Annotated in this window: 9 protein-coding genes; 6 read left to right on the top strand and 3 right to left on the bottom strand. The window is 74.7% G+C overall.

Features of this window, described 5'->3' with window-relative positions:
• Positions 1-192 precede the first annotated feature (192 nt).
• A complete protein-coding gene (locus tag ACWD0A_RS04640; RefSeq protein WP_451295053.1) occupies positions 193-1044 on the bottom strand; it encodes an esterase/lipase family protein in 852 nt (283 codons plus the stop codon).
• Positions 1045-1423: 379 nt separating this feature from the next.
• Between ACWD0A_RS04640 and ACWD0A_RS04635 the strand changes: the two genes are divergently transcribed.
• Positions 1424-1831, top strand: coding sequence for a cobalamin B12-binding domain-containing protein (locus ACWD0A_RS04635; RefSeq protein WP_177148688.1), 408 nt, complete (start codon positions 1424-1426; stop codon positions 1829-1831).
• Between the two features lie 237 nt (positions 1832-2068).
• On the opposite strand, the gene ACWD0A_RS04630 is transcribed toward ACWD0A_RS04635, so the two are convergent.
• Together ACWD0A_RS04630 and ACWD0A_RS04625 are read right to left on the bottom strand one after the other, a co-directional pair.
• A complete protein-coding gene (locus ACWD0A_RS04630; RefSeq protein ID WP_451294612.1) occupies positions 2069-3685 on the bottom strand; it encodes a DUF5691 domain-containing protein in 1617 nt (538 codons plus the stop codon).
• 10 nt (positions 3686-3695) lie between these two features.
• On the bottom strand, positions 3696-5081 hold the full coding sequence (locus tag ACWD0A_RS04625; RefSeq protein ID WP_451294610.1) for an SWIM zinc finger family protein: 1386 nt from the start codon (positions 5079-5081) through the stop codon (positions 3696-3698).
• A gap of 118 nt (positions 5082-5199) precedes the next feature.
• On the opposite strand from ACWD0A_RS04625, the gene ACWD0A_RS04620 reads away from it, so the two are divergent.
• The 5 genes from ACWD0A_RS04620 to ACWD0A_RS04600 all read left to right on the top strand — a co-directional run bounded on the left by ACWD0A_RS04620 (position 5200) and on the right by ACWD0A_RS04600 (position 12357).
• Positions 5200-6312 carry an ATP-binding protein gene (locus ACWD0A_RS04620; protein WP_451294608.1) on the top strand — a complete coding sequence of 371 codons (1113 nt, stop codon included), beginning with the start codon at positions 5200-5202 and terminating at the stop codon, positions 6310-6312.
• Positions 6309-8795, top strand: a complete 2487-nt coding sequence (locus ACWD0A_RS04615; protein WP_451294606.1) for a DUF5682 family protein — start codon at positions 6309-6311, stop codon at positions 8793-8795. Before ACWD0A_RS04620 ends, ACWD0A_RS04615 begins: the two co-directional genes overlap by 4 nt.
• Positions 8792-9967 (top strand): VWA domain-containing protein, encoded by a 1176-nt coding sequence (locus ACWD0A_RS04610; protein ID WP_451294604.1) that lies wholly within the window; start codon positions 8792-8794, stop codon positions 9965-9967. Before ACWD0A_RS04615 ends, ACWD0A_RS04610 begins: the two co-directional genes overlap by 4 nt.
• 297 nt (positions 9968-10264) lie before the next feature.
• Entirely contained in the window at positions 10265-11158 is an 894-nt protein-coding gene (locus ACWD0A_RS04605) for a hypothetical protein (protein ID WP_451294602.1), read from the top strand.
• A 116-nt stretch (positions 11159-11274) separates the two neighbouring features.
• The gene (locus ACWD0A_RS04600; RefSeq protein ID WP_451294600.1) at positions 11275-12357 is read left to right on the top strand and encodes a hypothetical protein; all 1083 of its coding nucleotides are present in this window, start codon (positions 11275-11277) and stop codon (positions 12355-12357) included.
• Positions 12358-12494 lie beyond the last annotated feature (137 nt).

Genomic DNA, 12494 nt, shown 5'->3' with positions numbered 1-12494 from the left:
AAGCAGTGGCGCGACTGTACCCGGCGGTCCGCGATGGCGACAATCTTCGGCGGCATCTCCGCAATCAGGAAAGGGGCAATCAGCCGTCTTTCGGCGGACTGCGGGCACAGCTTTGGCCCTACGTTCGAGAAACGTTCGAGAAAAAGTCGCTTGCGAGTACCGCCCGGCATCGTCTCGTCCGGCTGGCTGGGCTCAGGCGACCGATGCCGTTCCGGAAGGACCGGCCGCGGCCGCACCCGATGCGAGCGCTTCTCGGATCCCGGCGGCGACGGCGGGGTGAACCGGCAGGGCGAGATGGCCGATTCCGCTCACTCGCACGTTCTGGGCGAGAAGGTCGGGATGGTCGATGCAGGCCGTCTCGACCGGGACCATGATCCGGTCGAGGTCGCTCCAGAAGCTGACGAAGCGCGTACGGCAGCCGGGTGCCGGCATGCGCAGCTCCTCGATGACCGATGAGCCGGGGCGCATCTGCCGCACGATCGGGTGCGCGCCGGCGAGCGGCGCGAACGCGGTCCCCGCATGCGGGGTGCCGAGCGTGACGAGCGTACGGACACGGTGGTCGCCGCCGAGACGCTGCACGTAGTAACGGGCGATGAGGCCGCCGAGACTGTGCCCGACGATGTCGACCTCGCGCTGCCCGGTCCGCGCGCAGATCTCCTCCACATGGCGGCCGAGCAGCTCGGCGGCGGTGCGGATGTCGCAGGTGAGAGGGGAGTAGTTGAGGCACTCGACATGGTGCGGGCCCTGCCGGGCGAGCGCGCGCCTCAGCAGGACGAAGACCGACCGGTTGTCCACGAACCCGTGGAGCAGGACGGTGGGCACGACGTCGGCCCGGGCCACGGGCAGCTGTGCCGTGCCGGGAGCGGAGCGCCTGCGGGGCGGGCGCTCGGGGGTGATCCCGGTCGGGTAGAGGACGAGGTGTCCCGCGAGGATCGCGAGCTCCAGGGCGGTGGCGCGCAGGAGCGCGGCGGGGAGGAGGTGGCGCAGTCCGTTCAGCCACTGCGCGGTGAACTCGGTGACGACGCGGCAACAGGGCAGAGGCATGGCCTTCACAGCGACCTCCCGACCGGCGCCCCCGTGCGGCCCGGGTGCGCCCTCGTGGGGCGCGCGCTGCGGAAGCGGTCGCCGCGCCACCGTGCCGTGCGGCTGTCGGCACGGCGGCGCGGCGACCTGTGTGGATCTGCGGCGGCTCCCCTGGTGCGGTCGTGCCCGCCGGGGCCGCGCGGCCTGCGCGGTGCCTGGTGCCGGTACGACGCTCAGCGAACAATGTCCCACGTGTGATTTCCCCCTCGCCGTCCACCGCGAAACGGCGGCTTGCGGGATGCTGGACATCTGCAGATAACGTTCGTTCACTCTCCGCGCTCCGCTCGCCGGGCGCGGGGACCCGTGCCCGAGGCGGCGCAGTCGGTATGTGGAGGCAGTGATGGGTGTGACGGGTCCGATCCGCGTGGTGGTCGCCAAGCCGGGTCTCGACGGACACGATCGCGGTGCGAAGGTGATCGCGCGGGCGCTGCGTGACGCCGGTATGGAGGTCATCTACACGGGGCTGCACCAGACCCCCGAGCAGATCGTGGACACGGCGATCCAGGAGGACGCGGACGCCATCGGCCTCTCGATCCTCTCGGGCGCGCACAACACGCTCTTCGTGAAGGTCATCGAGCTCCTGAAGGAGCGCGACGCGGAGGACATCAAGGTCTTCGGCGGCGGCATCATTCCGGAGGCGGACATCGCGCCGCTGAAGGACAAGGGCGTGGCGGAGATCTTCACGCCGGGCGCGACGACGGCGTCCATCGTGGAGTGGGTGAACACGAACGTCCGCGCGGCGGCGTAGCCCGAGGGGTACCTCCCATGCCCGAAGGGCTATGGGGGAGGGCGGCCTACCGGGCTGCGCTCCCGGGGCGCGCCGGCCCGGTGAGCGCGGCGTGCCCTGGGCGGCCGGCTTTCTGGGGCCCGGTCTGTCGGGCGCGGCCTCTCGGGCGTGGCCCGGCCCGTGTGCCTGACGCGCCCTGTGCTCTCGGGCGTGGCCCCGGCTGCGCTCCCGGGGCCCCGGGCGCGAGGCCCCGGCCCCTCAGCGCTCCAGTTCGGCGTGCATCGTGGCGCGCAGGCGCAGCGTCGACACCAGGCGCTGGAACGCCTCCGACCAGTACCCGCCCGCTCCCGGTGACGCGTCCTCCTGCTCCGCCGGTGTCGCCGTCAGGACCTCCAGGCGGGACGCCTCCGCCGGGGACAGGCAGCGCTCCGCGAGGCCCATCACGCCGCTGAAGCTCCAGGGATAACTCCCCGCGTCGCGCGCGATGTCGAGTGCGTCGACCACTGCGCGGCCCAGCGGCTCCGCCCACGGCACCGCACAGACGCCCAGCAGCTGGAACGCCTCCGACAGCCCGTGCGCGGCTATGAACTCCGCGACCCAGCCGGCCCGTTCCTCCGAAGGCAGTGTCGCGAGCAGCTTCGAGCGCTCGGCCAGCGACGTGGTGCCGGGACCGCTCGACGGCGGCGTACCGGGGGCGCCGAGCAGGGCGCGGGACCACTCGGCGTCGCCCTGGCGGACCGCAGCCCGGCACCAGGCAGCGTGCAGCTCGTCGGCCCAGTCGTCCGACACCGGCAGCGTGACGATCTCCTGCGGCGTACGGCCGCCGAGCCGGGCCGGCCAGGTGGACAGCGGGGCCGACTCGACCAGCTGGCCGAGCCACCAGGAGCGTTCGCCGCGGCCGGACGGCGCGTTCGCGACGACTCCGTCGCGCTGCATGCCGGCGTCGCATTCGTGCGGCGCCTCGACCGTGATCAGCGCGCCCGCGTCACCGCTCCGGTCCAGTGCGACGCACGACGCGGCCCGCGCCGCCATCCGCGCGGCGAGCGCGGACCGCGGCAGCGCCGAGAGCAGCTCGGCGGCGGTGGCGCGGACGTTGCGGCTGCGGTCCGAGAGCGCCTGCTCCAGGAACGGCTCGTCCGCGCCGGAGAGTCCCGTCCGCAGCGAGTCGAGGAACATGAGGCGGTCCTCGGCCCGTTCGGTCGGCCAGCTCGCCCCGAGCAGGGTGAGCGCCGCCTGCGGGTCGCGCGCCCGCACCGACGAGAGCAGGGCGACGCGCTCGGCGAACAGGCCCTCCTCCCACAGTTGCCGCACGGCGTCGGTGTCGTCGGGCGAGGGCAGAGCCGAGCCCCCGGATCCGCCGCGCAGGGCGAACTTCCATTCCGCGTTGAGCCGGGCGAGCCACAGCCCGCGCGGCCCGGCGAACGCCAGAGCCTGCGGCCGCAGGTCCGTACGTCCCCGGGCCGCGTCGAGAAGGGCGGGCAGGAGGGACGGCGGGGCCTGGTAGCCGTGCTCGTTGGCGGCGGCCAGCCACTGCGGAAGCAGCTCGGTCAGGTCCGGCGCGGCGCCCCGGCGGCCGCCGGACCCCGACGAGCCACGGTCGGCGAGCAGCTGGGCGAGCCGCCGTCGGGCGGCGTCCGGCAGGGCGGGCCGGGGGTCGTGCGGCGCCGCCGGGGGCCGCTCGCCGGCGGTCGGGACGGGAGCGGGCCGCAGCCCCGCCCTGCGCCGCACGGTGTGCAGGGCGGCGGCGTCGAGCAGGGCGACGGGTGCCTCCTTGCCCGCGGGCACGAGGCCGGCCGGTGGTGTGCGCCGGTCGGTGCCGAGGAGGGCCGACGTGACGAGCTCTTCCCACGGTGACGTACTGGTGGTGCCGGTCATGGGGCCTCCTTCAGATGAGCGGGACGGTCTCGGACTGGTCGTCGGACCAGGCGGTCAGTGGCACGAAGCCCGCGTGGCCGAACTCGCCGAAGACGGTGACCGGCCGCCCGCCCGCGAGCGAGACGAGCTTCCACAGGCCCGGCCGGGACAGGGCGGAGGCCGCCACGGGCAGCGCGCCCCCGTCGGCCGGGCCGCCGTCCGTCGTCCCCTCCGGGCCGTCGGCGCCGCCCGCGTCGGCCAGCTGCCAGCCGTCGCCTGTCGGCAGCGGCACGACGCCGGAGAGCGTGACCGGCCAGGACTCCAGCCACGGGTCGTCCCGCAGCGCGCGCCCGTACGCCTCGACGGCCGAAGCGCAGGAACCGCCCGGCGGCGGCGTGCCGATGGGGACGGGCGCGGTGAACAGCTCGCCCACCTCGGCCCGCAGCTGGGCAGCCCCGCCGTGCAGCGCGAGCTCGGCCTCGACCATCAGGCCCACGGGAAGCGCCAGTTGGGGCGAGCGGCCCGCCGCCCCGAACGAGAGCAGCAGGGCCGTCCGGCCCGACTCGCGTCCGTACAGCCAGATCCGGCGGGTGGTGAGCTTGCCGTCGGACGAGTCGTACTGCGCGAGGATCAGCCAGTGGTCCCGGATCCGGTCGCCCTCGGCGGCGGACGGGAGCCCGATCCGTGTGCGCACGGTGGCCGCCAGCGGCTCCGGCAGCCGCTCGCGTCCCAGCCACGCGGAGTCCAGCAGGTGGATCAGGGCGCACTCCTCCAGCAGCCGCACCGGCCAGCCGGGCCCGGAGCCCGGGATCGCACCCAACTCGCGGACGCGCGCGGCGAGTCCCGGTGCCTGCGCGTCGACCATGCGGGCCGCTGTCTCCTCCCACAGGCCGTAGCCGGACTGCTCGGCGGACGCGAGTCCGCCGCGCAGCAGGTCGGCCAGCCGCTGCTCCAGCTCCGTGGCCCCCGCGGTGATCCGACCGGCCCGGCGCTCGGCGCGCCGCCGCGCCGCCTCCGGGTCGGCGCTCTTCGCCGGCGCGCCCGCGTCCCCCGCCTCCTGGTCCGCTGCGCGCTTCCTGCGCCCGGACAGCCATTCCCCGGCCCAGTCGGGAACCGCGCCGTCCGCCACGCTCTGCTCGTCCGCGGACCACAGCAGCAGCAGCCCGATCGCGTGCTTGCACGGAAACTTCCGGCTCGGGCAACTGCACTTGTAGGCCGGGCCCGTGGTGTCCACCACCGTCTGGTACGGCCGGCTGCCGCTGCCCTTGCACAGGCCCCACACCGCGCCCGACCCGTCGCAGCCGGCGCCCGACCAGGGCCCGGCCGCGGACAGCTTGTTCCCCGCTTTGCGTGACGCATCGTCAGGAGCCAGCGACAGCACCTGTTCCGACGTCCAGCGCACCCCGTGCTGATTCATGTCCACGACGCTATGGGCCACCACTGACAAACGGCTCCGACCTGCGACGACGGCCGATTGTCAGTGGCATGGTGCACGGTGGATCACACAACGGGTCGAACGATCTGGAGGGGGATCCATGACCGTGTCCGAAACCGGGACCACCAGCGGAGCCGAGGCCCTGCGGCCGCATGCGGAGGACGCCTTCGCCGACGAGCTGAAGGCGCTCGCCGCACACGACGACCGGCAGCGGCCGGTGAACTGGCGGCTGTCGCCCTGGGCCGTCGCCACCTACCTCCTCGGCGGCACGCTCTCCGACGGCACCGTCATCACACCCAAGTACGTGGGACCGCGCAGGATCGTGGAGGTCGCCGTCACCACGCTCGCCACCGACCGCGCCCTGCTCCTTCTCGGCGTGCCGGGCACGGCGAAGACGTGGGTGTCCGAGCACCTCGCCGCGGCCGTCAGCGGCGACTCCACGCTGCTCGTGCAGGGCACGGCCGGCACGCCGGAGGAAGCCATCCGGTACGGGTGGAACTACGCGCAGCTGCTCGCCCACGGGCCCAGCCGCGACGCCCTCGTGCCCAGCCCCGTCGTGCGCGCCATGTCGGAAGGCATGACCGCGCGGGTCGAGGAGCTCACCCGTATCCCGACGGACGTGCAGGACACCCTGATCACGATCCTGTCCGAGAAGACCTTGCCGGTGCCGGAGCTGGGCCAGGAGGTCCAGGCGGTGCGCGGGTTCAACCTGATCGCCACGGCCAACGACCGCGACCGCGGGGTCAACGACCTCTCCAGCGCGCTGCGCAGGCGGTTCAACACGGTCGTGCTGCCGCTGCCCGCGACACCGGACGCGGAGGTCGACATCGTCGCCCGCCGTGTCGACCAGATAGGGCGTTCGCTCGACCTGCCCGCGGTGCCGGAGGGCCTGGACGAGATCCGCCGCGTGGTCACCGTCTTCCGCGAGCTGCGGGACGGCGTCTCCACGGACGGCCGCACCAAGGTCAAGTCCCCCTCGGGCACGCTCTCCACGGCCGAGGCGATCTCCGTGGTCACGGGCGGCCTCGCCCTCGCCGCACACTTCGGCGACGGCGTGCTGCGCCCGCAGGACGTCGCGGCCGGCATCCTCGGCGCGGTCGTGCGCGATCCGGCGGCGGACCGGGTGATCTGGCAGGAATATCTGGAGACCGTGGTGCGCGAGCGGGACGGCTGGAAGGACTTCTACCGCGCCTGCCGCGAGGTGAGCGCATGACCGGCCCGCTCCTGCTCGGCGTCCGCCACCACGGGCCGGGCTCGGCCCGGGCGGTGCGGGCCGCGCTGGACGCGGCGTCGCCGCGGGCCGTCCTGATCGAGGGCCCGCCCGAGGGCGACGCGCTGCTGCCCCTGGCCGCGGACGAGCAGATGCGCCCGCCGGTCGCGCTGCTCGCCCACGCGGTCGACGACCCGGGCCGGGCGGCGTTCTGGCCGCTGGCGGAGTTCAGCCCCGAGTGGGTGGCGATCCGCTGGGCCCTGGCGCACGACGTGCCCGTCCGCTTCATCGACCTGCCGGCCGCGCACTCGCTGGCGATGGAGCCGGACCACGCTCCCGCCCGCCCCACGGCCCCGGCGGACACCGCGCCACAAGACCCGGCGGAGGCCGGCTCGGCCGACCCGACCGGGTCCGTCGGCCCCAGCGACTCCGCCGCCCGCGCCGAGCCCGCCGCCCCCACCGGTCCCGACTCCACCGGTCCCGACTCCACCGGTCCCGACTCCACCGGTCCCGGCCCCACCGGGGCGGAGCCCGCCGGTGCGGCCGAGCCGGGGGACGTGCGGATCGACCCCATCGGGGTGCTCGCCGAGGCCGCCGGGTACGACGACCCCGAGCGCTGGTGGGAGGACGTCGTCGAGCACCGCGGCCGTGGTACGGGCGGCGTCGGAGGGAGCGATGCCTACGGGCCGTTCGTCGCGCTCGGCGAGGCCATGGCCGCCCTCCGGGAGACGTACGGGCACGGCGGGCACGACCGGGACCTGGTCCGCGAGGCCTACATGCGCGTCCAGTTGCGCGCCGCCCGCAAGGAGTTCGGGGACGGAATCGCCGTCGTCTGCGGCGCCTGGCACGTCCCGGCGCTCGCACAGAAGACGACCGTCGCGGCCGACCGCGCCCTCCTCAAGGGACTGCCCAAGGCCAGGACCGAGTTGACCTGGGTGCCCTGGACGCACCGCCGCCTCGCGCGGCACTCCGGCTACGGCGCCGGCATCGACTCGCCCGGCTGGTACGGCCATCTGTTCGCCGCGCCGGACCGGCCCGTCGAGCGCTGGATGACCAAGGTCGCCGGCCTGCTGCGGGACGAGGACCACATGGTGTCGTCCGCGCACGTCATCGAGGCGGTGCGCCTCGCCGAGACCCTCGCCGTCGTGCGCGGCCGCCCGCTCGCCGGGCTCAGCGAGACCACCGACGCCGTACGGGCCGTGATGTGCGACGGTTCCGACGTGCCGCTCGACCTCGTCAGGGACCGGCTCGTCGTCGGCGACGTGCTCGGCGAAGTGCCGGACGACGCCCCGGCCGTTCCGCTGCAGCGCGACCTGGCCAGGCAGCAGCGCAGCCTCCGCCTCAAGCCGGAGGCGCTGGAGCGTGAGCTGGAGCTCGACCTGCGCAAGGACAGCGACGGCAGCAAGAGCCGGCTGCTGCACCGGCTGCGCCTCCTCGGTGTCCACTGGGGCGAGCCGGCGGCCGGGCGCGGGAGCACCGGCACGTTCCGCGAGACTTGGCGGCTGCGCTGGGAGCCCGAGCTGTTCGTCAGGGTCGCCGAGGCGGGTGTATGGGGCACCACCGTGCTCTCGGCCGCCACGGCGAAGGCCGAGTCGCAGGCCCTCGCGGCCACGGCACTCGGGGACGTCACGGCACTGGCCGAGCAGTGCCTCCTCGCCGAACTGCCCGACGCGCTCCCCGTGGTGATGACCGCGCTGGCCGACCGGGCCGCCCTCGACGCGGACGTGAGCCACCTCGCCCAGGCGCTGCCCGCCCTCGCCCGCTCCCTGCGGTACGGGGACGTGCGGGCCACGGACACGGCCGCGCTCGCCGAGGTCGCTGCCGGTCTCGCCGAGCGGATCTGCGTCGGGCTGCCGCCCGCCTGCGGCGGTCTCGACGCCGACGCCGCCGCGGAGATGCGCGGCCATCTCGACGGCGTGCACACCGCGATCGGACTGCTGCCCGACTCCGCCGAGATGGCCGGGCGCTGGCACGCGGTGCTGCGCAAGCTCGCCGTCCGCGAATCGGTTCCCGGCGTCATACGCGGGCGCGCGGCGCGGCTGCTGCTGGACGACGGACGGCTCGCGGAGGACGAGGCCGCCCGGCTCATGGCCCTCGCCCTCTCCCCGGCCACGCAGCCGGCCGAAGCGGCCGCGTGGATCGAGGGGTTCGTCGGCGGGGCATCCGGAGGAGGGCTGCTGCTCGTCCACGACGAACGGCTGCTCGGTCTGGTGGACGCCTGGCTGACGGGCGTGCCCGCGGACGCGTTCACGGACGTGCTGCCTCTGCTGCGGCGCACGTTCTCGGCGTACGAGCCCGGCGTGCGACGGACACTCGGCGAGCTCGTGCGCCGCGGGCCGGCCGCGGCCGCGGGCCCGGCCCACGCGGAGACCGCGGTCCCGGGCTTCGGACCAGGACTCGACGACGCGCGCGCCGACGCGGTCCTGCCCGTACTGCGCCTGCTTCTCGGCATCGACGACAACGACCTTGCGGGGGTGGCCCGATGACACCGGCGACGACACAGACCGCTGCCGGTCACGACGAGCGGCTGCGCCGGTGGCGGCTGGTGCTGGGCGGCGAGGAGGCGGACGGCACCGGCTGCGCCCTGACCGGCACGGACGCCGCGATGGACGGCGCGCTCACCTCGCTCTACGGCACCCGCACCGGGACCGGTTCCCGCTCCGGGAGCCGTTCCGCCGGACTCGGCGCGTCCGCGCCGTCCGTGGCCCGCTGGCTCGGCGACATCCGTACGTACTTCCCCAGTTCCGTCGTCCAGGTCATGCAGCGGGACGCGATCGACCGCCTCGGTCTGTCGACGCTGCTGCTGGAGCCGGAGATGCTGGAGGCGGTGGAGGCGGACGTCCACCTCGTCGGCACGCTGCTCTCCCTCAACAAGGCGATGCCCGAGACGACGAAGGAGACCGCGAGGGCGGTCGTGCGCAAGGTCGTCGAACAGCTGGAGAAGAAGCTCGCCACCCGTACGCGCTCCACGCTGACGGGAGCGCTGGACCGTTCCGCCAGGATCAGCCGGCCGCGCCACCGCGACATCGACTGGGACCGCACGATCCGGGCGAACCTGAAGAACTACCTGCCGGAGTTCAACACCGTCGTCCCCGAGCGCCTCATCGGTTACGGGCGGGCGTCGCAGTCCGTGAAGAAGGAGGTCGTCCTCTGCATCGACCAGTCGGGGTCGATGGCCGCGTCCGTCGTGTACGCCTCGGTGTTCGGCGCGGTGCTGGCCTCGATGCGCTCCATCGCGACGCGGCTCGTCGTCTTCGACACGGCGGTGGTGGACCTGACCGACCAGCTCGACGACCCGGTGGACGTGCTGTTCGGCACGCAGCTCGGCGGCGGGACGGACATCAACAGGGCGCTCGCGTACTGCCAGTCGCAGATCACCCGCCCCGCGGACACCGTGGTCGTGCTCATCAGCGACCTCTACGAGGGCGGCATACGGGACGAGATGCTCAAGCGTGTCGCGGCCATGAAGGCGTCGGGCGTGCAGTTCGTCGCGCTGCTCGCGCTCTCCGACGAGGGCGCGCCGGCCTACGACCGCGAGCACGCGGCGGCGCTCGCGGCCCTCGGCGCACCGGCCTTCGCGTGCACGCCGGACCTGTTCCCGGACGTCATGGCGGCGGCGATAGAGAAGCGCCCGCTTCCGGTGCCGGCGGCGGACTGAGTCCGCCGGCCGAAGTCCCCGGCGTCCGATGTGACATGCGGGCCGGGCACCAGGCAGGCGCGCCGGCGCGAGGCGCACATGCCCCGCTCGAACCGGTCGGGGGACAGGTGGGGCGGGTGCCCAGTCGGGACCGTGAAGGGGTGCGGTGGAAGGCCGACGGGGTCGGTCATACGGGACATGACGGTGTATCGGCCGCATCGGCAGACATGGTGACTCATCAGTAACACAGGACTTGCGCCGCCCCCGGAGGCTCGTGCGAGCATCGTGCCGCTCCCGACCGAAAAGGGCTCTTCCTCCGTGACCGCCGCAGCGCTTTCTCCCGCTGCCGTCCTGTGCGCGCTGCGCCGGGCGGTGGCCGGTTCGCGTGCGCTGCGCGTTCTGCTGCTCCTCGCGGGGCTCCTGACGCTCGGTCTGCTCTGCGGCGGTCAGGCGCACGCCGTCGAGGCACACGCCGAGGTCCGTGCCGAGGCGGCAGCGGGTGCGGACGTCCGCTCCGGCGTTGCGGGCCGTGCCGACGCGGAAGAGGCGGTCGGCCTGGGCGACGTGAACGGGCCGGACGACCCGGCCGGCTCCTTGTCGCCGGGTCAGGACGAGCATGCGGCGATCCGCGAACTCCGGCGTGCCGCCGAGGGCGCGGCGGACGGCGTCCGTGAGGCGGTGCGGCCCGTCGTCGGGACCGTGCACGACCTCACCGAGGTGCTGTCCCGGGCGCTGCCGCTCCCGGCCCCGGGTGAACTGCCCGCGATCCCCGGCGGTCCCGAGGCCGCGTGGCCCGTGCCGGGTATCGAGCCCTCCATGGTCCGGGGCAGCGGTCTCACGGCCACGGCATCGGCCGTGACCGGCGACGCCGGTGCGGCCGGACAGCCCGCCGCCGACGCCCGTTCCGGCCCTGCCGCCGGATACGCCGGCGGTACGTGGCCGGGGTGGTCGCCGGACGCGCCCGGCGCACCGGCCGTGACGCCCGTCCTCGTGTCGGCGCCCGATCAGGGCCCGGAGCCGGTCCGCCCCTGCGGCTTCGTGCCCGGGACCGTGCAGCACAGCGGCGAGAACCACATGCCGCGCCCGGGCGACCAGCACGGGGCGGCGTGCGCGGACGGAGCGCGGGACGCGCTCGTGTCCGGCCAGGTCTGTCCGGCGGCAGAGCCGCCGACCCGCGACAGGCCGCGCGACATTCTCGAATTCCCCGGCTAGGGCAGGCCTTCCCCCGCCTCCTGACCTGCCGCGCGGGGGTGGGCAGGTCTGCCCTCCACTCCGGAACCGTTCCACCGCTTCCGGACCGCCGAACGAATTCGAAGGATCACCCGACAATGAACAAGAACATCCGCCGCTCCATCGCCGTAGCCGCCACGGCCACCGGCATGTGGGCCCTCGGCACCGCCGCCGCGAGCGCCGACGAACTGCCGGTCTCCGTGCCGCTCTCCACGCCGGACCTGGTGGACGACGTCACCGACGCCGTCGGCGTCACGGCCGACGCGGGCACCGACGGCGCCTCGGCCGAGGTCCGATCCGCCGGGATCGGCCTCGTCGGCGCCGAGCTGGAGACCGGGCTGCCGCCGGTCGGCGTCCCGGACGTGACGTCCGGGGTGCAGGACCAGGCCCGCCACTACGTCGACGGCGAGCTCCCCGCGTACGAGACCCCGTCCGTCGAGACCCCGCAGGTCCAGGTCCCCGAGGTCCATGTTCCCCAGGTCCAGGTTCCCCAGGTCCAGGCCCCGCAGGTCGACGCGGACATCGACTACCTCTTCGGCCCGCTCTCCGCCTTCGCGGCGCACCTGGAGGAGACCCCCTCCGACGCGCAGGCCCGGGCCGAGGGCCTGGTCGCCGCGTCCGGCCCGATCGTGGACGAGACGTCCGAGGCCGTCCTGCCGCCGATCGTCGCCACCGCCGTGACCGGTGTCCAGCCGGTCGCGCACCAGGCCGTCGCCGACGCGGGCGTCCTCGCCCAGGGTGTCGTCTCCGACGTGGCCCCGTTCGCCTACGGGGTCACCGAGCAGGTGCAGCCGTTCGCGTACGGCGTCGCCGAGGAGGTGCAGCCGTTCGCGTACGGGGTGACCGGCGAGGTCGGCCCGTTCGCCGGCGGTGTGCTCTCCGAGGTGCAGCCGCTGGTCGACGCCGTCGTCGAGCACGTGGAGCCGCTCGCCCAGGGAGTGGGCGGCAGCGCCACCGGCCTGGCGTACGGCGTGACCGCCGAGGTCGGCCCGTTCGCGGGCGGTGTCGTCTCCGAGGCGCAGCCGTTCGCGGGCGGTGTGGTCTCCGAGGCGCAGCCGTTCGCGCAGGCCGTCACGGGCGACGTCCAGGCCGACGCCGTGCCTCTCGCGGGCAACGCCGTCGCCGGTGTCCAGGGCGTCGTCTCCGACGTGACCCCGAGCTACCTGCCGTACGGCATCTGAGCACGTCCGTACTCCGGCCGTGGGGGGGGGGGGCCCCCCCCCCCCCGCCCCCGCGCGCCCCCCCCCCCCCCCCGCCCCGCCACGGGCCACACCCCCCACACCCCCCCGGCGGGGAGCGCGCGGGCGGCAAAAAAGCC

This window comes from Streptomyces sp. NPDC002867 (genome assembly GCF_053591895.1).
Note: the sequence above shows the minus strand (reverse complement) of the source record. Positions and strands in the feature narration are given on the sequence as shown.

What these genes read in the sequence shown, in the direction of transcription:
- ACWD0A_RS04625 (WP_451294610.1), bottom strand. Translation starts at nt 5,081, where the DNA reads ATGAATCAGCACGGGGTGCGCTGGACGTCGGAACAGGTGCTGTCGCTG.
- ACWD0A_RS04610 (WP_451294604.1), top strand. Translation starts at nt 8,792, where the DNA reads ATGACACCGGCGACGACACAGACCGCTGCCGGTCACGACGAGCGGCTG.
- ACWD0A_RS04600 (WP_451294600.1), top strand. Translation starts at nt 11,275, where the DNA reads ATGAACAAGAACATCCGCCGCTCCATCGCCGTAGCCGCCACGGCCACC.
- ACWD0A_RS04635 (WP_177148688.1), top strand. Translation starts at nt 1,424, where the DNA reads ATGGGTGTGACGGGTCCGATCCGCGTGGTGGTCGCCAAGCCGGGTCTC.
- ACWD0A_RS04640 (WP_451295053.1), bottom strand. Translation starts at nt 1,044, where the DNA reads ATGCCTCTGCCCTGTTGCCGCGTCGTCACCGAGTTCACCGCGCAGTGG.
- ACWD0A_RS04630 (WP_451294612.1), bottom strand. Translation starts at nt 3,685, where the DNA reads ATGACCGGCACCACCAGTACGTCACCGTGGGAAGAGCTCGTCACGTCG.
- ACWD0A_RS04620 (WP_451294608.1), top strand. Translation starts at nt 5,200, where the DNA reads ATGACCGTGTCCGAAACCGGGACCACCAGCGGAGCCGAGGCCCTGCGG.
- ACWD0A_RS04615 (WP_451294606.1), top strand. Translation starts at nt 6,309, where the DNA reads ATGACCGGCCCGCTCCTGCTCGGCGTCCGCCACCACGGGCCGGGCTCG.